The sequence below is a fragment of the Corynebacterium sp. Z-1 genome (assembly GCF_031844665.1).
GTDB lineage: Bacteria > Actinomycetota > Actinomycetes > Mycobacteriales > Mycobacteriaceae > Corynebacterium > Corynebacterium sanguinis.
This window is the reverse complement of record NZ_CP134621.1, coordinates 84,646-106,331: the sequence shown is the minus strand read 5'-3', so window position 1 is coordinate 106,331 and position 21,686 is coordinate 84,646. Positions and strand designations below refer to the sequence as shown.

Here is a 21,686-nt window from a genome sequence, read left to right as displayed (position 1 = left end):
CGGCTAACTGTGGCCGGGGTGCGTAGCCTTATCTACTAGGCGTACAAGGAGGACTGCTCGTGTCATGCGAATCACAGTAGTACTTTGGCGTAGCCCATGCAACATGTTCGGCGTTTTGGGGCGGTAGCAGGGGAGACGTTCGGGTTTTTCGCGCATGTTGAGCTCTTCGGGGTGAAGATGTCAGAGTGCTTCGGGCGCGCTTTGGGGGCTGTTTCTGCGTTGAGGTCTTCGGGGTGAAGATGTCAGCGTGTTTCGGGCATGTTTTGGGGGCTATTTTAACGCTGAGCTCTTCCCAACGAAGATCTCAGCGCATCTGATGCACGTTCCGGGCGCTGTTTTTGCGTTGAGCTCTTCCCAACGAAGACCCCCGCGCATCAGGAGCGCGTTAAGAAGCTCTATTCACGCTGAGCTCCTCCCCAAAATAAAGCCTACGCCCCGTACTCGAGCAGGAACTGCGCCTCGGCGACAGCGATGCGCTCGATTTCGGTCGGGTCGACAGATTCGTCGACACCGTGGATGCCGCACATCGGTTCTTCCACGCCGTACAGGGCAATTTCGGCGTCGGGGAAGTGCTCCTGCAGCGTCGTCGTCAGAGGGATCGACCCGCCAGAGCCGACGACAGCCAGCGAGTTCTCGCCGTAGGCCTCCTTGAGGCTTTCACCGAGAAGCGTGATCGCGGGACCGGTGATGTCGGTCGCGAACGGCTCGTTGACCTGGGAGATTTCGACGTTGACCTGAGCGCCCCATGGAGTGTGGGCGAGGATGTGCTCTTCAAGCTTCTCGACAGTCTCCGCAGCGCTCATCCCCGCCGGCACGCGCAGGTTGAACTGCGCGCTGGCGTGAGCGTTGACAGCGTTGAGTGCTTCCGCGACGGGCCGGGAGGTGAACCCGATCATCGTCACGGCGGGGCGAGCCCACACCATGTCGGCGGGCTCGTCGTCAACCGTGCCATAGATTTGTACGCCTTCGAGCACGCCGGCGTCGTGGCGGAAGATGTCGCGGTCGTAGGCGTCGCCTTCCCACTTACCGAAGCAGTCGACGCCGTCGATCGTGGTGCGCCCGTGCTCGTCGAAAAGCGAGCTGGCGATGCGCACCAGCGCGTCCGCAGCATCCGGGGCGGCGCCGCCGAAGCTGCCGGAGTGGATGTCGCCCTCGAGCGTGGTGACGCTGACCTCGACCTGGGCGCCACCGCGCAGCTGGGTGGTCAGGGTCGGGGTGCCGGCCGCGACGTTGCCGGAGTCAGCGATAAGGATGACGTCGGCGGCGAAGAGCTCAGGCGACGTTTCGATGAGGCGCTCGAGCCCGCCGCGGCCGCCGAACTCCTCGGAACCCTCGATGACGACCTTGAGGTTAGCGCGGGTGCCGCCAGCGGCGTCGAGAAGCCGGATCGCTTCCAGGTGCATCGCGATGTTGCCCTTGCAGTCCGCGGAACCGCGGCCGTACCAGCGGCCGGCGCGCTCGGTCAGCGTAAACGGGTCCGAGGTCCAGGCCGCCGGGTCGCCGGCGGGCACGACGTCGTAGTGGCTGTAGAGAAGTACGGTCGGCGCGCCTTCCTCACCTGCGCGGTTAGCGATGATCGTGTCGGCGTTGTCAATCGTGGGGTGGCGCTCGACGCTAAAGCCCAGCTGTTCAAACGCGGTGACGGTCCACGCGCAGGCCGCCTCGTGCGAGTCGGCGAGGGCGGGCACGGAGTGCGGCGAGTTGAACGAGACGAGCGCGGACAAGTCGGCGAAGATGCGGTCGCGATCGGGAGTGGGAAGAGTCATAAAACCGAAAGTACCACCGCGATAGGGCGGCAGATGTCACGGTGAAGGTGTTGGCCGGCACAGTCGACCTGGGGTTTTGCGGCGGGTGGGCGCTTCACTGTGACTTTGCGGTGTCCGAGATGTCACGGTCAGGCAGGCCTGGCCATCGGCGACCTGGGGTTTTGGGTGCTGCGCCCGGTTCACTGTGACATTCCGCCTCCCGAGATGTCACGGTCAACCCGATCTGGCCGCCACCGACCTGGGGTTTTGCACCCTGCCACCGCTTCACCGTGACATTGCACCGCCCGAGATGTCACGGTCAACCCAAAACAACCAGAACCGACCTGCGGTTTTGCACCCTGCCACCGCTTCACCGTGACATTGCACCGCCCGAGATGTCACGGTCAAACCCAAACAACCAGAGCCGACCTGGGGTTTTGCACCCTGCCACCGCTTCACCGTGACATTGCACCGCCCGAGATGTCACGGTCAACCCAAAACAACCAGAACCGACCTGCGGTTTTGCACCCCGCCACCGCTTCACCGTGACATTGCACCGCCCGAGATGTCACGGTCAACTCAAAACAACCAGAACCGACGACCCCGAGGCCCCCACACAGAACCCACCCCCGGGACCCACCAGACAATCTTGCACTCGCCGCCCCAGACTGCTAAATATGGGTCTTAGCACTCGAGCAAGTCAAGTGCTAAAAGTTTTTGAGCGGGTGAGGCTGCCTCACTCACCAGCCGTGCCGTCGCGGGCGCCTGCTTGAATCCGACGTTGAGTGGCGCAACAAACTAATCACTCTCAATGTAAGAGGAGCAGCTAACTCACATGGCAAAGATGATCGCATTTGACGAGGAAGCACGCCGCAGCCTGGAGAACGGGCTGAACACGCTGGCTGATGCCGTCAAGGTCACCCTGGGCCCGAAGGGCCGCAACGTTGTTCTGGAGAAGTCCTGGGGCGCGCCGACCATTACCAACGATGGCGTGACCATCGCGAAGGAGATCGAGCTCGAGGATCCGTACGAGAAGATCGGCGCCGAGCTGGTCAAGGAAGTAGCGAAGAAGACTGATGACGTCGCCGGCGACGGCACCACCACCGCTACCGTTCTTGCTCAGGCTCTGGTGCGCGAGGGTCTGCGCAACGTTGCCGCTGGTTCCAACCCGATGGGCATTAAGCGCGGCATCCAGGCTGCGACCGAGCGCGTTTCCAAGTACCTGCTCGAGTCCGCCAAGGAGGTTGAGACGCAGGAGCAGATCGCGTCCACCGCTGGCATTTCGGCGTCCGACCCGGAAATCGGTAAGAAGATCGCCGAGGCAATGTACGCCGTGGGCAACGGCGCGGTGAACAAGGAGTCCGTCATCACCGTCGAGGAGTCCAACACCTTCGGTGTCGACCTCGAGGTCACCGAGGGCATGCGCTTTGACAAGGGCTTCATCTCTGCTTACTTCGCCACCGACATGGAGCGCGGTGAGGCCGTTCTCGAGGATCCGTACATCCTCCTGGTTTCCGCGAAGATCTCCAACGTCAAGGACCTCCTGCCGGTTCTCGAGCAGGTCATGCAGTCCGGCAAGCCGCTGCTGATCATCGCTGAGGACGTCGAGGGCGAGGCCCTGTCCACCCTGGTGGTCAACAAGATCCGCGGCACCTTCAAGTCCGTTGCGGTCAAGGCCCCGGGCTTTGGTGATCGCCGCAAGGCCATGCTGCAGGACCTGGCCATCCTCACCGGCGGCCAGGTGATCTCCGAGGAGGTCGGCCTCTCGCTGGAAACCGCCGATCTCGCGCTGCTCGGCCAGGCCCGCAAAGTTGTCATCACCAAGGACGAGACCACCATCGTCCAGGGTGCTGGCGAGCAGGCTCAGATCGACGGCCGCGTCAAGCAGATCCGTGCGGAGATCGAGAACTCAGATTCCGACTACGACCGCGAGAAGCTGCAGGAGCGCCTGGCCAAGCTGGCCGGCGGTGTTGCGGTGATCAAGGTCGGCGCCGCTACCGAGGTTGAGCTCAAGGAGCAGAAGCTGCGCATTGAGGACGCTGTGCGCAACGCCAAGGCTGCCGTGGAGGAGGGCATTGTCGCCGGCGGTGGCGTGGCCCTGCTGCAGGCTGCCAAGGAGCTCGAGGGTGACCTCGGTCTCGAAGGTGATGAGGCCACGGGCGTCAAGATCGTCCGCGAGTCCCTGTCTGCGCCGCTGAAGCAGATCGCTTTCAACGCTGGCCTGGAGCCGGGCGTGGTGGCCGACAAGGTTGCGCACCTCGAGCTGGGTCACGGCCTCAACGCTGCGACCGGCGAGTACGTGGACATGATGGCTGCCGGCATCAACGACCCGGCGAAGGTGACCCGTTCTGCTCTGCAGAATGCGGCCTCCATCGCGGGCCTGTTCCTGACCACCGAGGCTGTTGTGGCTGACAAGCCCGAGCCGGCTGGCGCGGGCGCTGGCATGGACCCCGAGGCCATGGGCATGATGTAGGAGCGCTTCGCTTATCGACGCTCTATCCAAGGCGCGCACCCTAACGTTTGGGTGCGCGCCTTTGCGCTGTGTGTAGCACTATAGTGTGCGAAAAGGGCGTTCACCGCGTGTCGCAAGCTACCTACAATAGAGGTAGACAACGTTTTTAGCGCCTAGTTCATTCGAAAGAAGAAGGTAGATGTCCGATGACTCAAATTCACGACACCCCCATTCGTCGCGCCCGTCGACGGGGCGTGGACTTGATGGAAACGAATCCGCGCCCATTGAGGACAGCGAAACGGATTCAGGCACACTCGCCCCAAGCGACGATACGCAAGGGCTGGGTCAAGACGTTTCGAGCTCTCGAAGAGAGCATCGGCGACCTCGAGATCAAGAAGTCTACGAAGCCGAACTCGTAACAAGACGCGAATTACTTCAAGCTTCGGAATACTGGAGTGCGCCAGCGCCCTCTCCCGAGACGCTCGCCAAGTATCTTGAGATAGATCCGACTCTGGCCGAGCGGGCTTTTTCTATGGCAGAGCAAAGTGTAGCTGCCTCGAATGACGAGATCATTACCCTTGCCCATGGTGATGTCGATGCCCTGCGACGAGGGCAGTGGATGAGCTTCATCATGTTTGTGCTGTCGATTGGGACTGCGTTGGTCGCATTCGCTCTCAGTGAGAGTGCCGCGCTAGCAGGGCTGTTTCTAGCTCCTGCAGTCTTGCAGTTCCTCGGAAAGTTCATCCGGACGGTGAGAATGGGTGAAAAGAACGGGGGCGAATAATGGGATTAGCGTCCTGCGAACCGCTTCGGTTAGCACCCTCCATGCGGCATCGATCGGCCATGTGAGGCCGAGTGTCGCGGCTCAATCTGTGATTACGGAACGAAATCCAATCTCGGTTTTCTAACGGCAGAAAATAGGAGCCTGGCTCTAACGCGAGCATTCAGGAGATAAGATCAACCGGTTGCCGTTGTTCCTCAGCCTTCAGCTGGAAAAGCGTTCGGCCCGCTCAGTGTTTGTGTGTGATACACCGCCGCTGTGCGGCGGCACCGATGGATCAAACGTTCATTCACCAAGAGTGCAAGGGAATTTTGCAGTATTCTTGCGGGGTCTTTTCAGACTGGGGCTTGGCCCTATCCCTTCTTCCGGAGAGGTTTAGAAATGAGCACTTCTGTGGTCGCGACGGGTGTCAGCAGCAATCCCGTTCGTAAGCCCTACTTATTCAGCCAGATTTTGGCGTGGGCCGCCTTCGTTCTTGGTCTCCTTTCCGTTGTGGGAGGGATCGGCGCATGGTCGTTTCGCGACTTCCTTACCGGAGTTTTCTTTGGTCTCGCATTACTGATTCCCTCCGTGTGGTGGTTCCACTGCAGCAGAGTCGACGCTGTCAATCAGCGGGACTACGAAGAGACTTTAGCGACGCAAGCCGCGCTCTCTCCTTTGCTGGGCGAGGATGATGCCGAGATAAGGGTTGGTATGGGAATGATTACTCCACCCAACCGAGTCGATCGGCGCTGGCCGCTGGTGGTTGGAGCTGCAGTGACCTCATTCGTCTTGGGTGGCCTGATTTCACCTCCGACCGCCCCCGACGAGGCGAGCGCGACGGCTGAAACGAGCACCCCACCCATGACTGTCAGTTCCACTACTAGCTCGCCGCCAACCACAACACGGAATACTGAAGCAGAGGCTTCGAGCTCTCGGGCGGCTGCGTTGTCTTCTAGCGCGGCGGCGTCTAGCAGTGCATTGGTCGAGAGCATTCGAGCCGAAGAACGAGCGAAGTTGGAACAGGAGATGGCTGAAAGTTCCCGGGCCTCGCCCTTGTCCGAAGCCGAGCAGCAGAACGTCCCACAGGGCTTCGTTGCGCCAGCGCCGGAACCAACACGGGCCCCAGCCCCTGCAGCGGTTCCTGCACCCGCCCAGTCGGCATCCTATGGCAACTGCACGGCAGTATGGAATGCCATCGGCAGCCCGATTTACCAGGGGCAGCCAGGTTACGGCAGCCATCTCGATCGAGATGGTGACGGCGTTGGCTGCGAGAAGGACCCTCGTTAGAGTGGGAAGCTGTACCCCTACCCCACGTGCTGGGCGATCCACTCCACCTGCAAGTCGTAGCTGTTGTTGACCGAGCCGTTGTGGTCGGAGTCCGGCACTTCCCGGTACTCAACGTCGACGCCCTTGCCCTTCCAGGAGGCGATGGTGGCCTTGACGGCCTCCCGGTTGATGGTGGTGTCGCTGTCGCCGGCGAGTACGAGGATCGGCCCCTTGGGCTCCATCAGTTCAAGGCGCTGCTCATCGAGCAGGTTTTGCATCTTCTTCGTGTCCGCCTTGGAGATGAACAGCTCGCCACCGGAGACGTCGGTGACGAAGTCAGTGAGCTCGGGGAGTGTGACCTGCTCTGCCTTTTCGACGAGCTCTGCCCCGCGATCGCTGAGGAAGTCCGAGGCGTGGACACCTTCGAAAGCGTTGAGTGCGCCAGCGATGACGATGGGGAAAAAGCGCACGCCTTTGCCTTTGAGCATTTTGGCCACGTCGACGGGGCGGATACCCATCAGCCGCAGGTTCTTGTTCACGAGCTCGGTGTCGCCTGGGGCGATAGCGATGGTGGCCAACAAGTTGTCCGCGGGGGCGTCGGCGGCGGCAAGCGCAGCGTAGCCGCCTTGGCTAAAGCCCACGTTGACCCAGTTCGCGCCGGGGGAGAACTTTGCCGCGGTTTCCTCCACGAGGCGGTTGATTGCCGACGCCAGTGAGCCGCGGTGCATGTAGGTGCCGCCCACCTCCTCGACGCCAAGGCCTTCGTAGTCCGGCTGGGTGACGATGTACCCGGCATCGAGCCAACCTTGCAAAAAGCGTGTCCAGTGCGGGATGTAGCGCTCAATTGGGTCGCCCTCCGCATACAGCGACGGAGCACTCGAGGTGGACAGCCCGGTGGTGCCGTGCGCCCAGCTGACGATCGCGCCGTCCGACCGCGGGTTGGCCGGAACCGTGACCAACCCGGTCATGGGCACCTCGGCTCGGGCACCCTGGGCTTGGTAGCGCACCCGGTACGTCGTACCGCCGCTCGGGGCTGCGGGCACGTCACCTTCCGGGGCTTTAACCCATTGGGTTTCAGTGGTCATGCGTTAACTCCTCTTTACCGATCTAGCGAAAGCTTTTCGTAGTAAGTTGCGTACGCAAAAACACTTTAGATGGCTTCCGGCGGCAAAGGGGAGGTAGGCCTCCGGCGGCAATAGAGAGAGGGTTGACTTGAGGAGATACCCCTAAATGGGGGTGGATCTGGAGAACGGCGTGCGAAATATGCTGGTTAAAGAACTATCGGGATACCGCCCAGGAATGTCTCGAGATTAACACGTTGTTCAACTGTCGTTAATTACTACCAGAGTGTATTTCCTGTTCGCCGTTATCCGGTTGGGAAAGTATTAACCTTTGGTGATTCATTTCGATTACAGAACCATCTCGATTGCATGGAAAATCACTTGGAGCCAGGGGTTGACGGGCTTGGAATTTGTGGCAACATGTCTCCTGTGACGCCCCGCGGTGGGGTGTCAGACACCGTCAGACGCCAGGCAACTGGCTCCTACTCCACAAGGGGATTTCTCATGGATCTCAACACCATCATCACCCACCTCGAAAACTTTGTCGACACCTGGGAAGGCTGGAACAACGTGCTCGAGGGTCTCGCCGGCATCGGCGCCAACCCGCTCACCGACCTCGTGGGCCTGTCCTCCCAGGCAGACACCACCTCCTCTCAGCTGGTGCAGACCTCCTCCAACATCGGCCTCGTCACCGAGCTTGCTGAGCTCAGCTCGGTCCAGTCCGAGCAGCGCTAGTCCGAGTAGTTCTGGACTCCTCCCCGAACACCCCTCATCCCATCTCTGTAAAGGAATAGAAAATGAATGCAACTTCCAGCACCGTTGCTGGCCTCATCGAAGGTTCCTCCGCTCTCCAGACCGGCTCTTCTTTCTGGGGCCCGATCTCCGATCTCCTTGGCAGCTTTGACACCGGAAATGGCCTCTTCGGCTTCATTGAGCCGTTCGTCCAGGTCGCTGACGGCCTTGCTACCCTCCTCGGCCTGATCGCTTAAGCGGCTCGCCCCAAAAAGCCCACAGTGCTTCTCCACCCTCCGGGGTGGAGTTTTTTTATTCCTCTTGGGGGCAATCTCGCCCAGCGCACGTGGTGTCGCGGCGCTAAGATGTGCTTCATGGCACAAGACCACAAAGAAGACGACCTGCCGATGATCAACCTCGCCGAGATCGAGGGCTACTGGGTCGACGACTCCGACGACGACGACCCAGTTCTGCTTAAGTCCGACGGCACCCCGATTGAAACGTGGCGCGAAAACTACCCGTACAACACGCGCATGACGCGCGACGAGTACGAAAAAACCAAGCGCGCCCTGCAGATCGAGCTTCTTAAGTGGCAGAACTGGACCAAGGACACCGGTCAGCGTCACATTATTCTTTTCGAGGGCCGCGACGCGGCCGGCAAGGGCGGCACCATCAAGCGGTTCAACGAGCACCTCAATCCGCGTGGTGCGCGGACGGTCGCGTTGGAAAAGCCGTCGCCACGCGAAAGCACGTCCTGGTACTTCCAGCGTTACATCCAGCACTTCCCGTCGGCGGGCGAAATCGTCTTCTTCGACCGCTCCTGGTACAACCGCTCCGGCGTGGAGCGCGTCATGGGTTTTTGCACTGAATCGCAGCACGCCGAGTTCCTGCGTGAGGTACCCATGCTGGAGAACATGATCTTGGGCTCGGGCATTTCGCTGACCAAGTTCTGGTTCTCCGTGACGCAAAAGGAGCAGCGCACCCGCTTCGCCATTCGCCAGGTCGACCCTGTGCGCCAATGGAAGCTGTCCCCGATGGACCTGGCCTCGCTGGACAAGTGGGACGACTACACCCGCGCGAAAGAGGAGCAGTTCCGCTACACCGACACGGACGAATCGCCCTGGATCACGATTAAATCCAACGACAAGAAGCGCGCCCGCATCAACGCGATGCGCTACATCCTGAGCAAGTTCGAGTACACCAACAAGGACCACGAGGTCGTCGGCGAGCCGGACCCGCAGATTGTCAAACGCGGCCGCGACCAGATCGGCGACTAGCGTGCTGGTTACCTCCTCGGCCCACGGCAGCGTCGTGGTGGTCACCCTCGACCGCGACGAGAAGCGCAACGCGCTGTCTGTCGGCCTCGCGCAAGCGCTTGTAGGCGCCCTCGCCGACGCCTCCGGCTCCCGCTCCGTGCTGCTGACCGGGGCGGGGTCGTGCTTCTGCGCCGGGGCGGACCTCGGCGAGGACAAGATCGATGGCGATTTCTTTGAGATCTTCGACACCCTCGTGCGCACGATCCGGGCCCTGGAAGTGCCCGTGATCGCCTACGTCAACGGCCCCGCCATCGGGGCGGGGATGATGTTGTCGATGGCCTGCGACATCCGCGTCGCCGCGCCGGGCGCGCGGTTTTCCATCCCGGTGGGGGACATGGCGATCGGCGTGGACGAGTGGGTCGCGGGCTCGCTGGCGTCGCTGGTTGGCGCCTCGCGTGCGCGCGCGATGCTGCTCGCCGGGCTGCCCCTGACCTACGATGACGCCGTGGCCTGCGGTTACGTGCTCGCCGGGTCGCTGGATGGAGCGGTGGAGCTGGCGGAGCTGGCCGCGGGCAAGGCCCCGCTGACCGTGCGCAACATCAAGCGCGAGTTCGCGCCGGATCTCTTCTCCCCGGCGGAGAGGGAGGCGGCGATGCGCGCCCCCTTCGAGTCGGAGGACATTGTCGAGGCGTCGAGGGCGCGCGCGGAGAAGCGGTCGCCCCGGTTCACGGGGGCGTAGAACCTGCGCGGGGGTAGTATCCGGCACCGGTATCCCCGTGCTGCGTCTCGCAACCGCCGACGCGGACTCCGCGTCCCCGCTGTACTAGCCGAGGCGCAGCGCGATGTCGTCGAGGAAGGCCTTGAGCTCGCGCAGGTCGCGGGGGGCGCCAGGGTAGCTCTCGGCCATGTGGCCGGGGATGTCGGCCGCCTGTTCCCGCAGGTCGGCCCCGGCCGGGGTCAGCGCGATGACCCTGCGCCGTTCGTCGTCGCGGCCCCGCTCGCGGGTGACCAGGCCTGCGGCGTCGAGGCGGCGCAGCAGGGGGGTGAGCGTTCCGCTGTCGAGGCCGAGGCGGGCTCCGATGTCGTTGACGCCCACCGGCTCGCCCGCCTGCCAGAGGACGAGCATGACCAAGTACTGGGGGTAGGTCAGGCCCAGCTCTTCTAACAGCGGCCGGTAGGCGCGGGTGACGGACCGGCTGGCGCGGTAGAGCGAGAAGCACAGCTGGTTGTCCAAGTCGAGCGGGTGAGAGGTCACGCCGACAGTATAACCCACCGCCCAATTAGGTTGTGCACAACCTAGTTACGCGCTAAGGTGGGCTGAGGCTAAGCGCCCAGCGCAACCAGAACGCAGCCACAACGAGGCCTAATGCCAAGGAGATTCCCATGATCGAGATCGAACCCCTCTACACCACCGAGGCGCTCGCCACCGGCGCCGGCCGCAACGGCCGAGTTCAGGCCGGTGACGGACGCATCGACATGAACCTCGCCATCCCGAAGGAGATGGGCGGAAGCGGCGACGGCGCCAACCCGGAGCAGCTGTTCGCGGCGGGCTACGCGGCATGCTTCCACTCTGCGCTGCAGAGCGTGGCCCGCCAGGCCAAGAAGGACCTGGGTGAGTCCTCCGTGGGCGCGCGCGTGTCCATCGGCAAGGCGGGGCAGGGGTTCGGCCTCGCCGTCGCCCTCGAGGTCGTCATCCCGGGGCTACCCCACGACGAGGCGCAACAGCTCGCAGACCAGGCGCACCAAGTGTGCCCCTACTCCAACGCCACCCGCGGCAACATCCGCGTCGACGTCACCGTCGTGGAGGACTAGCGCCTCGCTAGCGCGGCTCGATCGGGTTGCCCTGCCACACGGTCGAGCCCGGCACCTGGTCGCCGCGCATCATCAGCGATCCCGGCCACACCGTCGCGCCGTCGCCGATCACGGCGGCCGGCAGGGCGACGGAGTGCGCCGCGAGAGTGGCGCCGCGCCCGATGGTAACCGTGTCCAGCGACATCACGCGGTCCTGGAACAGGTGCGTCTGCACCACGGTTCCGGGTCCGACGGTCGCGCCCGCGCCGACGGAGCACAGGTCCGTCTCCGGGAACCAGTAAGAGTCGATCCACGCGCCGCGGCCGACGCGCACACCCAGGGCGCGCAGAGCGAGGTTCATCTCGCCCGTGCCGTAGGCGTGGGTGAAAAACCAGGGTGCGGCGACAAGTTCCACGAACTGGTCTTGCAGCTCGTTGAGCCACACGAACCAGCTGTACAGCGGGTGCTCGCCAGGCCGGTGGCGGCCCACGCAGACCCACTTGACCAGCGCCGTCAGCGCCACAGCAAGGGCGCCGACCACCATGTACGCCAGCCCGCCAAGCGCGTAGGCCCACCACTCCCACTGTGTCAGAGCAAGATGAACAAGCCCGATGAACGCGGCGGCCAGCACGGCATGTCCCATGGGTGCGAGCAGCCGCAGCGTCTCCACCGCCCCGCGCTTGCGCTTGATGCTTGCCGACGGCCGGTACGTCAGCGCTTCCCCACCCAGAGCCGTGACTTCAACCCTGCGCATCCGCTCGGGCGGGGAGCCCCACCAGTTCGAACCGGATTTGGACTTCTTCGGCGTCGACGACAACACCGCCACGAGGGAGTTCTTGGCCAGCTTGCGGCCCGGTTGGGTGATACCGGAGTTGCCCACGAAGGCACGTTTGCCAATCGTGGTCTCGCCGGTGCGCATCCAGCCGTGGCCGAGCTCGTAGGTGCCCACGAGGGTGTCGTCGGCTAGGAATGCGCCATCCTTGATGGTGGTCAGCTTCGGAATCATCACCGCGGTGGAGACTTCCACGTCGTTGCCGACGGTGGCGCCGAGCAAGCGCAGCCAGGCCGGGGTGAGACCACCTGCGTAGACGGGGAAGAAGCGGGTGCGGGCGTCGTCCAGCAGGCGCGTGATAGTCCACAGTCTCCAGCCCTGCGCGGAGCGCACAGGTGTCACGCCGGGTCGCAGACCCAGCGAGCACAGCCGCACGCCAACCCAGGTTAAAGTCGCGTACAGCGCGAGGTAGACAAGCGCGCCGACGGGGGCGAACAGCAGCGCACCGACGTACGGGCTGCCGGCGGTGAGCCGGATCAGTCCCACCACGGCGGCCACGCCGGCCAGCGCGGAGGCGACCGGAACGGCGGCTAAGAGCAGCGCGGTTGCCCCGTACAGCCACGCCCAGTAGCGACGCCTAGGCGGGTGGTAGTCGGGGAAGCGCTGTTTCGAGCGGCCCACCTTGCGGGCGGGGGACCCGGCCCATCGCGCACCCTTCTTCACCGGCTTATCGCCGGTCACGGTGGAGCCGGGTTCGATGTGCGCGCCGGCGTGGATGTCCGCACCGGGCAGTAGGGTGGAGCGGGCCCCGACGCGCGCGTCTTTGCCGATGGTGACGGTCCCAACGCGCAGGATGTCACCGTCGAGCCAGTATCCGCTCAGATCCACCTCGGGCTCGATGGCGGCATTGTCGCCCAGGGTGAGAAGGCCGGTCACGGGCGGCACCGTGTGCAGGTCCACGCCGCGCCCGACCTGCGCCCCGAGCAGCCGCGCGAAGTACGCCACCCACGTCGAGCCCGAGATATTCAGCGCACCGGTTGCCGCGACCCAGCGCTCGGCCGCCCACAGGCGCACGTGAACCCGCCCACCGCGCGGGTAGTTGCCGGGTTGTAGCCGCCCGCGGATCGCGCGCGCACCGAGCGCTGCGAGGGGAAGGCGCCCCAGCGGGGTGCACACCACGATGAAGAGGACCGCGAGCGCGACCCAGTTCAGCGACACCCAGCCCAGCGCGGTGGCGATGATCGCCCACCACGTGACAAAGGTCGCGGCGTGCAGTGTCATCACCGGGACCTGGATCAGAGTCTGCGCCACCCGCGTGCCGCGCCCGACCGGGGCGACATCGCGCGTGACCACTTCTGCGGCAACGCCGTGGGCGTCGATGACACCCGCGAGGGCTTCGAGGCGGGGGTGGTCGTAGAGATCGCGCACGGCGATCGTCGGCACGCGCTCACGCAGGCGCGCCACCAGCGAAGCCGCCGCGAGCGAGGAGCCGCCGAGCTCGAAAAAGTCCGCGTCGCGCGACTCGGCCGGTAGACCGAGGACGTCGAGCCACACCTCGGCGAGCCACGACTCCGTCGGCGTCATCCCGGCGACCTCCACGGAGGCGGGAAGCGGCCACGGCAGGGCTTTCTTGTCCACCTTGCCGGAGGTGCGAATCGGCAACTCCTCCATGACGTGCAGGCGGGGCACGAGCGCGGCGGGCATGACCTCGGCGAGGCGCTCGCGCAACTCGGCGACGTCGAGGTCCGTGCCCGCCTCAGGGGAGAGGTAGCCGACGAGCACCTTGTCGCCGGCGCCGGTGGTCTGAACCGCCACGGCGGAGTTGTACACCCCAGGCAGCGCGGCGACGTTGGCCTCGACCTCACCGAGCTCGATGCGGCGCCCGCCGATCTTGACCTGGTCGTCGGCGCGGCCGATAAAGGCCAGACCGTCGTCGGTGAGGCGGACGTTGTCACCGGTGCGGTAGGCGCGATCCCAGTCGAGGCCGGGCACGGGGGCGTACTTCTCGGCGTCTTTTACCGGGTCGAGGTAGCGCGCCAGGCCGACCCCGCCGATGATCAGCTCCCCGTCGTCGGCGACGTGGAGGTCCCAGCCGTCGAGCGCGAAGCCGATGGTCACGTCCTTGCCGGGTTCCAGGCGCGCGGCGGAGGCGACGACGGTGGCCTCGGTGGGGCCGTAGGTGTTCCACATCTCGCGGTCCGGGGTGGCCAGGCGCTCGACGAGCTCTTGCGAGCATGCCTCGCCGCCGACGATGAGCAGGCGCACGTTGTCGAGGGCTTCGGCGGGCCAGAGCCCGGCGAGCGTGGGCACGGTGGAGACGACGGTGATGTCGCGGCGGATCAGCCAGGGGCCCAAGTCCTGGCCGGAGCGCACGAGCGAGCGCGGCGCCGGCACGAGGCAGGCGCCGTGGCCCCAGGCCAGCCACATCTCCTCGCACGAGGCGTCGAAGGCCACCGAGAGCCCGGCGAGCACACGATCGTCGGGGCCGAGCGGGGCGTCCTGGCAGAACAGTCTCGCCTCGGCGTCGACGAACGCCGCGGCCGAGCGGTGGGTCACCGCCACTCCCTTCGGCGTGCCGGTGGAGCCGGAGGTGAAGATGATCCAGCAGTCGTCGTCAAGGTGTGGCAGGTCGGTATCGCCCGGGCGCGCCGGGGCGAGGACGCGGAAGCCCTCGTCGCTGAACAGCCCGCTGATGCCCGCCTCTCCGAAGACCAGTTCGGCGCGCTCCTCGGGGTCGTCGGCGTCGACCGGCACGTAGGCGCAGCCCGCCCACATGGTGGCCAAGATGGCGATGTAGAGCTGCCTGCTTCCCGACGCCATCCGCACGCCAATCCGATCCCCGCGGCGGATCCCGTTGCGGTGCAGCTCCGCAGCCAGGTCGCTGACCTGGTCAATGAGCTCGGCATAGGTCAGCACGTCACCGGAGCCGTCGTCGATGGCGGCGGCGTCCGGGTGGGTTTCGGCGGTGGCGGTGAGGACGTCGATAAGCGTGCGTGGGGCGGGGGCAAGCTGGGCGCGCAGTAGCGAACTCAAGCGGGCCCCCTTACTTGGACACGGTCGCCGGGTCGGTCTCCTGCAAAATTGCCTTGGACAGCTTCTTCAAGCTCTTGAGCTGCTTGGTGGTGGAGACATCCAGGGCGCGGTCCTCTGCGGCCGCGACTTCGCTGGCGAGCAGGGCCTGCGCCTTGGACCCCTTTTTGGTGGGTGTGACTATCTGGCGGCGGCGATCCTTAGGGTCGCGCTCGCGGGTGACCCAGCCGTGGGTTTCCAAGGAATCGATCAACCGCACCATGTCGGAAGCATCGATGGCGAGCAGCTCCGCGAGCTGGGTCTGCGAAACGGACTGCTCGGTGACACAGGTGAGAATCCAAAACTCGCGCATGGTCGCGCCTTGGTTGTTCAGCGCCCGCTCGACCTCGTCCTTGGTGTGTCGGCGCACACGTTCGATCTGAAACGAGGGGGACTTAATCAGGGCGCTGGGAAGTTCGATCTGAAGCATGTGACCAGAATAGGTCTACCTTGTTGTGGAGCCAAAAAGTTGGCCCGCCCAATAACTTAGCCGCGCTGGTGTGGCAGATCGGCCTCGACCCAGGCGGTGGTGCCGCCCTCGACGTTGACCACGTTGTCCAGCCCGCGCGCCTGCTCCAAGTATTCGGCGGCCTGGGCGGAGCGCCCGCCCGACTTGCAGATGACGTAGATGTCCTCGTCGGTATTGATCTTGTCGGCCTGGGCGGCGAAGTCGCTCAGCGGCAGGTTGACAGCGCCTTCGGCGCGGACCTCGGTGAACTCGTCGGGCTCGCGGACGTCGATAAGCTGTGCGCCGGCGGGAACTTCGGTTACTTTGACTGTCTTCATGCGTGTCAGTCTACGCGTCCGATAGCGTGTTAACCGTGCCCGAGCAATACCACCCGCGCAGACCACCGGCGGTCGCGCCCGCGCCGCGCCGCGCGCTGCCCCGGGAGATTTACGTGCGCCGCCGCGTCGCCGCGCTGGTGCTGCTCGGGCTGGTGATCATCCTCGTTTTCGCCGTGGCGCGCCAATGCGCGGTCTCGGAGCCCGCGCCTGCTGAACAGCCCGTGCCTGCTGATGTTCCGCAGGAGATCGCGCAAAGTCGGCCGGTGGCGTTGGTGGTGCCGTCGATAAGCTTGAGCGCGGAGTTCGAGCAGGCTGACTGCCGTGTCAAAGACGGCGCGATCAACCCCGCGACGATGGGCCTGGCCTGCGCTTACACGGCGCCGGATCGGCCGTACGAGCTGCCCGGGCCGGACGCGGGGGATGTGGTGGTTATTGCCGGGCACACGGGCGCGGGGCTGCCGGGCGTCTTCGATCAGCTTTACGACGCCCGCGCCGGTGCCCACACCGTGGCAGAAGGCGACGCGCTGTACGTGCGCACCGAAACATCCGGCGAGAACTGGTTGAAGTACGTGGCCACAGACCTGCACGACCCCACGAAGGATGCGCTGGCGCAGGACCCGGCGGTGTGGGGGACGGGGCCGACGCCGGGGCGGCTACTGACAATTAGTTGTATCCAGCCGCTGCTGTCGGATTCGGTGCGCAACGCTGTGGTGGGGTGGCAGTTCGCGGAGGTGGTTGCGGGGGTGCCCTAAAGGGTTTTTGTGTCGCTGCCTTGTTTCCTCTGTGAAAGCTGTTAAAGTTGAGGCTGAACCCTAAAGTTGCAATTGAGACTTGAGACCTGGAGTGACACCCTTATGAAGCGCAACCGTACGACCCTCATCGCCGCCGCTCTCACCGGTGCCCTTGCCATCGCCACCGTTCCCGCAGCCCACGCCGAGGACTACCCGAGCGTGACCTCGGACGCGCGGGGCAACGAGTACTTCCTCAACAACGAGGGCACCCATTACCTGCCCGAGGGCGAGCTCGCCGACATCGCGTTTTCCGCCCTGACCTCCGAAGACCGCGAAAAGTCCGTCGAGGTCTCCCGCGCCGCGGTTGCCGGACTGATCGACACCGGAGAGGCCATTGCCCCGTCGAACGCGGACGCGCCGACCGAATCGGCGGCCGAGATCGCCGACGACGTCACCCACGAGGTGCAGAACGAAGAGGTCTTCGGCCCCGAGCACGTCGACCCCGCCTCCGAGGACCCGATCGCAGCGGGCCTGCTGGCCCTGCCGCCGGTACTTTCCATCGCGGACAAGACCTATTACCTCAACGCCGACGGCAAGACCTACGTCAGTGATGTGGAGCGAGTGTCCGCGGCCCCGAGCGAGGAAGAGGCCACCGCGTCGCAGGAGCTGCTGGCGCACAACGGCGCAGAGGTCGCGCGCCAGGCGATTGAGGCTGCCCGTGCCGCAGGCGAGCCGGTGGATTACGCCGCCGAGGGTGCCCCGGCCGAGGCCGCCGAGATCGCTGAGGACGCACCGGCAGCGGCAACCGCCGAGCCTGTGGCCACCACCCAACGCGGCATGGCCGCCGAGACCGGCAACAACACCGTCTCCAAGGCGCTATTCGCCCTGGTGATCGCGTCGGCGTTGGGAGCCGCGGCCTTCGCCTACGGCCGCCGCTTCTTGGTCTAAGAAGCCCTAAAGCCTTAAGACCTAGTTCTCGGTCTTAGCTTCCTTCTCCTCCTCCAGGCCTTCGCGGGAGTTGTCGCCGGTCTTCTCGTAGGCGTCAAGCGCGGCCTGGAGGATCTTTTGTGCCTCAGCGCGGTCGCCCCAGCCTGAACCGGTGGCCTCCTTGCCCGGCTCAAGATCCTTGTAGTGCATGAAGAAGTGCTCGATCTCGTCCTTGGAGAAGTCGTCGATGTCGTCGATGTCCTGAAAGGACTCGTAGCGGACGTCGTCAAGCACGCAGAGCAGTTTATCGTCGCCGCCGGCCTCGTCGGTCATCTTGAACACACCGACCGGGCGCGCGATCACGGTCACGCCGGGGAAGACGGGTTCAGGGGTGATCACCAGGGCATCGAGCGGGTCACCGTCGTCGCCCAGGGTGTGGTCGATAAAGCCGTAGTCCGCCGGGTACGCCATCGGGGTGAACAGGTAGCGGTCCAGGAAGATCTTGCCGGACTCGTGGTCCACCTCGTACTTGTTGCGGGAACCCTTCGGGATCTCGATGATGACCTCAATAGCCATGAAAACTCCTTTGTGCGCATGTGCGGGATATCAACGTGGCTCATCATACGTGCATTAGAGTAAGCGCCGATGAAAGTGTGGACTTCGGTAATGGCGGCGGTGGCGCTCGCCGCTGTGGGCGGCGTCGCCGGTTTCGGTGTGGTGGCCCAGCGCGAACTCGCCGAGCTCACCGTCGCGCCGGCCTACGCGCTTCCAGCGGCGACGCCGGTGCTGGAGCCCGCAACACCGCAGCCAGTCGATACTGCGGCGCGGGCAGCGGAGGTCGCCGCGCTCGCGGCCGATGAAGCGTTGGGCACGTTCCACGCCCGCATTACCGACGCCGCCACGGGTGAAACCGTATTCGAGTCCGCGCCGAACGACGCGCTGCGGCCTGCCTCCAGCACGAAGCTGCTCACCGGCTCGGCCGCGATCGTCGAGCTCGGCGCGACCGACACGATCACCACCGAGGTCGTGCGTGGGTTGAACCCCGGGGAGGTGGTGATCAAGGCCGCGGGTGACGTGTGGATGAACCAGGAAAGCATCGACTCGCTCGCCGAGCAGATCGGCTCCGCCGACACGGTGCTCATCGACACCTCCCTGTGGACGGGCGAAACGATGCTGCCCGGGTGGAACCCGGTGGACATCGACGCCGGCTTCATCGCCCCGCTTGAGCCTGCGATGCTCAACGGCGGCCGCGGGTTTGGTGCCGAATCGGGCGACGTGCCGCGCTCCCACACCCCGGCGATCGATGTCGCCCAGGCGCTGGCCGATAGCGTTGGCGCCGCCACCGTCGGGCCGGGCACCGCGCCGGCGGGGGCGGAGGTCGTGGCAACGACAACCTCGCCGGACCTGGTCGCGCGCCTGCGCGCGATGATGAAGGACTCCGACAACGTCATGGCCGAGGCCATTGGCCGCGAGGTGGCGATCCACCGCGGTTCCACCGCGCCCCAGGCCACCCTCGACGTGCTCGCCGAGCACGGTTTCACCACCGCCGGCACCACCCTTGCCGACTCCTCGGGCCTGTCCACCCTGAACCTGATCACGCCCGCACTGCTCGACGCGGTGCTTCTCTCAGCAGCCCAGGGCGGGGAGATCGCGCCGCTGCTCGACACCTTGCCCGTCGCCCACGGCGAGGGCACGTTGTACGATCGCTTCGAGGACCTACCTGGCCGCGGCTGGGTGCGCGCGAAAACCGGCACACTCGACTACACCAGCGCGCTCGTGGGCACCGTGACCAGCGAGAACGGCAACGTGTACACGTTTGCTCTGCTGTCCAACGACTCCGAAATCCTCCCCGCGCGCCGCGCGATGGACACCTTGACCTCGGCCCTGAGGAAGTACTAGTGGAGCCGTTCTGGCCGCGCTACTCCCCGCACTTCCTCGCTTGTCGACGCTCCCTGCGTGCCCTGCATGACCCAGCGGTAATCGGGTTGTCCGGGGGCGCGGACTCCCTCGCCCTCGTCGCCGCGGCCGCGGCCGAGGACAAGGATGTGCGCGCGGTGATCGTCGACCACCAGCTCCAGGAAGGGTCCGACCAGGTGGCGCGGTGTGCCGCGGAGCAGGCCGACGCCTGGGGAGTGGAGGCGTCGGTCATTGCGGTCAACGTTGGCGGGGACAACCTGGAGGCGGCCGCACGCGAGGCGCGCTACGCCGCACTGCTGTCCTTCGGCGTCGACGTCTGGGTCGCGCACACCGCCGACGACCAGGCCGAAACGCTTCTGCTCGGCGCGTTGCGAGGCAACCCCTCGGGCATGGCCGCGCGCGGGGGAATCGACAACAGAATCCTGCGCCCGTTTCTAGGAATCCGCCGCGCCGACACCCGCGGCGCCTGCGCAGAGCTGGGGGTCACCCCGTGGGAGGATCCGATGAACGTCGACGAAAACTACCGCCGGGTCGCCGTGCGCCGCCGGGTGATCCCGCAGCTCGACGAACTCATCGGCGGCGACTGCGTTCCGGCGCTCGCCGCGACCGCCGGGCGCATCGCGGCGGATAGGGAACTGATTGAGGAACTGTGCGACACATCAGCCACATCCGACTGCGCCGAACTGGCCAAAGATCCCGCCCCACTGCGCCGTCGCCGGATCGTTGCCTGGCTCCACGATTCAGGCGTGCGTGTCGACGGCGCGCAACTGCGCTCCATCGAGCGGCTCATCGCCGACTGGCACGGGCAGGCGGGCATTGACGTCGGCGGGAGTCGACGTGTGCGCCGGGTTGCCGGCAGGCTGGTGCTAGACGAACTTCGGTGATGCGTGTTGTCTGTGCTGTATTCTGTTCGGCGCAATGTCACGGTCAGCGTTTGTTGGGCGATCGCGACCTGGGGTTTTGTGCTCGGCTGCGCCTTGACCGTGACATCTCACCCGGTGCAATGTCACGGTCAACGGTTGTTCGGTGGTTGCGACCTGGGGTTTTGTGCCTGGCTGCACCTTGACCGTGACATCTCACCCGGTGCAATGTCACGGTCAACGTTTGTTGCGCGATCGCGACCTGGGGATATGCACTCGGCTGCGCCTTGACCGTGACATCTCACCCACCGGAATGTCACGGTCAACCTTCCTACCCCAGCCGCGACCTGCAGTTTTGCCCCCACAAACACCCTGACCGTGACATCTCACCCGGTGCAACGTCACGGTCAGCGTTTGTTGCGCGATCGCGACCTGGGGTTTTGCACTCGGCTGCGCCTTGACCGTGACATCTCACCCACCGCAATGTCACAGTCAACGTGCCCACCCCAACCGCGACCTGGGGTTTTGTGCCCGGCTGCACCTTGACCGTGACATCTCACCCAGCACAATGTCACGGTCAGCGTTTGTTGGGCGATCGCGACCTGCGGTTTTGCACTCGGCTGCACCTTGACCGTGACATCTCACCCAGCACAATGTCACCGTCAACGCCTCCACCGGCAGCGCGACCTGCAGTTTTGCCCCCACAAACATCCTGACCGTGACATCTCACCCAGCACAATGTCACAGTCAACGTGCCCACCGGCACCGCAACCTGCAGTTTTACCCCCTAACACTCCGACACACAAGAATCCCGGGCACCAGCCACCGGGGTGCGGTTGTCCAACGGGCTTGGTCAATGGCAAGATGAGGGAGTTACGCCTCGGGCTGAGAAAGGGCACCCATGACTGAGATGCACGATACCTTGGACGCTAACGTCCCGGCACATCCCTACGGTGATGATGTTGAATCGATCCTCATCTCTGAGGATCAGCTGGGCGCCCGCGTGCAGGAGCTGGCCGACTTGGTCTCAGAGAAGTACCGCGACGCCGACGACGACCTGATCCTGGTGTGCGTGCTCAAGGGCGCGGTGTTCTTCCTCACCGACTTCGCGCGGCGGCTCTCCATTCCGTGCCAGCTGGAGTTCATGGCGGTGTCGTCCTACGGCTCGTCGACAACCAGCTCGGGCGTGGTGCGCATCCTCAAAGACTTGGACAAGGACATTGCCGGGCGCGACGTGCTCATCGTCGAGGACATCATCGACTCCGGCTTGACGCTGTCCTGGCTGATGAAGAACCTCAATGGCCGCGGCCCGAAGTCGTTGAACGTGATCACTTTGCTGCGTAAGCCTGAGGTGCAGACTGCCAAGGTGGACTTGCTCGATATCGGTTTCGATATCCCGAACGAGTTCGTCGTCGGCTACGGCCTAGACTATGCGGAACGCTACCGCGACCTGCCGTTCGTGGGCACGTTGCACCCGCGCGTTTATTCGGACGTCGACAATGGTGAGCAGCCCACCCCGGGGCGTGCCACCGGGCCCGAATCCGTCGAAATCTAAGAC

The 21,686-nt window shown here is 64.8% G+C and carries 20 protein-coding genes; 13 read left to right on the top strand and 7 right to left on the bottom strand.

Going from position 1 to position 21,686, the window contains the following annotated elements:
• Positions 1–428: 428 nt before the first annotated feature.
• Positions 429–1,766 (bottom strand): M20/M25/M40 family metallo-hydrolase, encoded by a 1,338-nt coding sequence (locus RIU96_RS00550; protein WP_136648957.1) that lies wholly within the window; start codon positions 1,764–1,766, stop codon positions 429–431.
• An 814-nt stretch (positions 1,767–2,580) separates the two neighbouring features.
• On the opposite strand from RIU96_RS00550, the gene groL reads away from it, so the two are divergent.
• From groL to RIU96_RS00535, 3 genes are all read left to right on the top strand, one after another.
• The gene (gene groL / locus RIU96_RS00545; protein ID WP_136648956.1) at positions 2,581–4,218 is read left to right on the top strand and encodes a chaperonin GroEL; all 1,638 of its coding nucleotides are present in this window, start codon (positions 2,581–2,583) and stop codon (positions 4,216–4,218) included.
• Positions 4,219–4,396: 178 nt separating this feature from the next.
• The gene (locus tag RIU96_RS00540) at positions 4,397–4,981 is read left to right on the top strand and encodes a DUF2335 domain-containing protein (protein WP_144689523.1); all 585 of its coding nucleotides are present in this window, start codon (positions 4,397–4,399) and stop codon (positions 4,979–4,981) included.
• Between the two features lie 378 nt (positions 4,982–5,359).
• Positions 5,360–6,247, top strand: a complete 888-nt coding sequence (locus RIU96_RS00535; RefSeq protein ID WP_311205033.1) for an excalibur calcium-binding domain-containing protein — start codon at positions 5,360–5,362, stop codon at positions 6,245–6,247.
• A gap of 17 nt (positions 6,248–6,264) precedes the next feature.
• Here RIU96_RS00535 and RIU96_RS00530 read toward each other — a convergent pair whose 3' ends face one another.
• Positions 6,265–7,311 carry an alpha/beta hydrolase family protein gene (locus tag RIU96_RS00530; RefSeq protein ID WP_311205032.1) on the bottom strand — a complete coding sequence of 349 codons (1,047 nt, stop codon included), beginning with the start codon at positions 7,309–7,311 and terminating at the stop codon, positions 6,265–6,267.
• 480 nt (positions 7,312–7,791) lie between these two features.
• Between RIU96_RS00530 and RIU96_RS00525 the strand changes: the two genes are divergently transcribed.
• The 4 genes from RIU96_RS00525 (at position 7,792) to RIU96_RS00510 (ending at position 10,014) form a co-directional block, all read left to right on the top strand.
• On the top strand, positions 7,792–8,022 hold the full coding sequence (locus RIU96_RS00525) for a hypothetical protein (RefSeq protein ID WP_311205031.1): 231 nt from the start codon (positions 7,792–7,794) through the stop codon (positions 8,020–8,022).
• A gap of 62 nt (positions 8,023–8,084) precedes the next feature.
• Complete coding sequence (locus RIU96_RS00520) at positions 8,085–8,276, top strand: hypothetical protein (RefSeq protein ID WP_311205030.1); 192 nt, start codon at positions 8,085–8,087, stop codon at positions 8,274–8,276.
• A gap of 117 nt (positions 8,277–8,393) precedes the next feature.
• Positions 8,394–9,296 (top strand): polyphosphate kinase 2, encoded by a 903-nt coding sequence (gene ppk2, locus RIU96_RS00515; protein WP_311205029.1) that lies wholly within the window; start codon positions 8,394–8,396, stop codon positions 9,294–9,296.
• Between the two features lies 1 nt (position 9,297).
• Complete coding sequence (locus RIU96_RS00510) at positions 9,298–10,014, top strand: enoyl-CoA hydratase-related protein (RefSeq protein WP_309485229.1); 717 nt, start codon at positions 9,298–9,300, stop codon at positions 10,012–10,014.
• Between the two features lie 84 nt (positions 10,015–10,098).
• On the opposite strand, the gene RIU96_RS00505 is transcribed toward RIU96_RS00510, so the two are convergent.
• The gene (locus tag RIU96_RS00505; protein ID WP_181729662.1) at positions 10,099–10,530 is read right to left on the bottom strand and encodes a MarR family winged helix-turn-helix transcriptional regulator; all 432 of its coding nucleotides are present in this window, start codon (positions 10,528–10,530) and stop codon (positions 10,099–10,101) included.
• Positions 10,531–10,667: 137 nt separating this feature from the next.
• Between RIU96_RS00505 and RIU96_RS00500 the strand changes: the two genes are divergently transcribed.
• A complete protein-coding gene (locus RIU96_RS00500; protein WP_280985046.1) occupies positions 10,668–11,087 on the top strand; it encodes an organic hydroperoxide resistance protein in 420 nt (139 codons plus the stop codon).
• Positions 11,088–11,094: 7 nt separating this feature from the next.
• On the opposite strand, the gene RIU96_RS00495 is transcribed toward RIU96_RS00500, so the two are convergent.
• Genes RIU96_RS00495 through RIU96_RS00485 form a run of 3 tightly spaced genes read right to left on the bottom strand, consistent with a single transcriptional unit; the run spans position 11,095 to position 15,693 of the window.
• Entirely contained in the window at positions 11,095–14,871 is a 3,777-nt protein-coding gene (locus RIU96_RS00495; RefSeq protein WP_311205028.1) for a Pls/PosA family non-ribosomal peptide synthetase, read from the bottom strand.
• A 10-nt stretch (positions 14,872–14,881) separates the two neighbouring features.
• A complete protein-coding gene (locus RIU96_RS00490; RefSeq protein ID WP_136648950.1) occupies positions 14,882–15,337 on the bottom strand; it encodes a MarR family winged helix-turn-helix transcriptional regulator in 456 nt (151 codons plus the stop codon).
• Between the two features lie 56 nt (positions 15,338–15,393).
• Positions 15,394–15,693 (bottom strand): rhodanese-like domain-containing protein, encoded by a 300-nt coding sequence (locus RIU96_RS00485; RefSeq protein ID WP_136648949.1) that lies wholly within the window; start codon positions 15,691–15,693, stop codon positions 15,394–15,396.
• 35 nt (positions 15,694–15,728) lie between these two features.
• Between RIU96_RS00485 and RIU96_RS00480 the strand changes: the two genes are divergently transcribed.
• Together RIU96_RS00480 and RIU96_RS00475 are read left to right on the top strand one after the other, a co-directional pair.
• Positions 15,729–16,445 carry a sortase family protein gene (locus RIU96_RS00480; RefSeq protein ID WP_136649055.1) on the top strand — a complete coding sequence of 239 codons (717 nt, stop codon included), beginning with the start codon at positions 15,729–15,731 and terminating at the stop codon, positions 16,443–16,445.
• Positions 16,446–16,547: 102 nt separating this feature from the next.
• On the top strand, positions 16,548–17,372 hold the full coding sequence (locus RIU96_RS00475) for a hypothetical protein (RefSeq protein WP_259809968.1): 825 nt from the start codon (positions 16,548–16,550) through the stop codon (positions 17,370–17,372).
• Between the two features lie 21 nt (positions 17,373–17,393).
• Here the strand turns inward: RIU96_RS00475 and RIU96_RS00470 are convergent, their stop codons facing one another.
• Positions 17,394–17,927 carry an inorganic diphosphatase gene (locus tag RIU96_RS00470; protein ID WP_259809970.1) on the bottom strand — a complete coding sequence of 178 codons (534 nt, stop codon included), beginning with the start codon at positions 17,925–17,927 and terminating at the stop codon, positions 17,394–17,396.
• A 69-nt stretch (positions 17,928–17,996) separates the two neighbouring features.
• On the opposite strand from RIU96_RS00470, the gene dacB reads away from it, so the two are divergent.
• The 3 genes from dacB (at position 17,997) to hpt (ending at position 21,683) form a co-directional block, all read left to right on the top strand.
• On the top strand, positions 17,997–19,250 hold the full coding sequence (gene dacB / locus RIU96_RS00465) for a D-alanyl-D-alanine carboxypeptidase/D-alanyl-D-alanine endopeptidase (RefSeq protein ID WP_259809972.1): 1,254 nt from the start codon (positions 17,997–17,999) through the stop codon (positions 19,248–19,250).
• On the top strand, positions 19,250–20,152 hold the full coding sequence (tilS, locus tag RIU96_RS00460) for a tRNA lysidine(34) synthetase TilS (protein WP_144689542.1): 903 nt from the start codon (positions 19,250–19,252) through the stop codon (positions 20,150–20,152). Before dacB ends, tilS begins: the two co-directional genes overlap by 1 nt.
• Before the next feature lie 886 nt (positions 20,153–21,038).
• Positions 21,039–21,683 carry a hypoxanthine phosphoribosyltransferase gene (hpt, locus tag RIU96_RS00455; protein ID WP_083789542.1) on the top strand — a complete coding sequence of 215 codons (645 nt, stop codon included), beginning with the start codon at positions 21,039–21,041 and terminating at the stop codon, positions 21,681–21,683.
• The last annotated feature ends 3 nt before the right edge of the window (positions 21,684–21,686 follow it).

Excerpts from the sequence above, each read along its gene's own strand:
- RIU96_RS00535 (WP_311205033.1), top strand. The coding sequence starts at position 5,360 with ATGAGCACTTCTGTGGTCGCGACGGGTGTCAGCAGCAATCCCGTTCGT.
- RIU96_RS00475 (WP_259809968.1), top strand. The coding sequence starts at position 16,548 with ATGAAGCGCAACCGTACGACCCTCATCGCCGCCGCTCTCACCGGTGCC.
- hpt (WP_083789542.1), top strand. The coding sequence starts at position 21,039 with ATGCACGATACCTTGGACGCTAACGTCCCGGCACATCCCTACGGTGAT.
- ppk2 (WP_311205029.1), top strand. The coding sequence starts at position 8,394 with ATGGCACAAGACCACAAAGAAGACGACCTGCCGATGATCAACCTCGCC.
- groL (WP_136648956.1), top strand. The coding sequence starts at position 2,581 with ATGGCAAAGATGATCGCATTTGACGAGGAAGCACGCCGCAGCCTGGAG.
- RIU96_RS00550 (WP_136648957.1), bottom strand. The coding sequence starts at position 1,766 with ATGACTCTTCCCACTCCCGATCGCGACCGCATCTTCGCCGACTTGTCC.
- RIU96_RS00540 (WP_144689523.1), top strand. The coding sequence starts at position 4,397 with ATGTCCGATGACTCAAATTCACGACACCCCCATTCGTCGCGCCCGTCG.
- RIU96_RS00490 (WP_136648950.1), bottom strand. The coding sequence starts at position 15,337 with ATGCTTCAGATCGAACTTCCCAGCGCCCTGATTAAGTCCCCCTCGTTT.
- RIU96_RS00520 (WP_311205030.1), top strand. The coding sequence starts at position 8,085 with ATGAATGCAACTTCCAGCACCGTTGCTGGCCTCATCGAAGGTTCCTCC.
- dacB (WP_259809972.1), top strand. The coding sequence starts at position 17,997 with ATGAAAGTGTGGACTTCGGTAATGGCGGCGGTGGCGCTCGCCGCTGTG.
- RIU96_RS00485 (WP_136648949.1), bottom strand. The coding sequence starts at position 15,693 with ATGAAGACAGTCAAAGTAACCGAAGTTCCCGCCGGCGCACAGCTTATC.
- RIU96_RS00525 (WP_311205031.1), top strand. The coding sequence starts at position 7,792 with ATGGATCTCAACACCATCATCACCCACCTCGAAAACTTTGTCGACACC.
- RIU96_RS00470 (WP_259809970.1), bottom strand. The coding sequence starts at position 17,927 with ATGGCTATTGAGGTCATCATCGAGATCCCGAAGGGTTCCCGCAACAAG.
- RIU96_RS00530 (WP_311205032.1), bottom strand. The coding sequence starts at position 7,311 with ATGACCACTGAAACCCAATGGGTTAAAGCCCCGGAAGGTGACGTGCCC.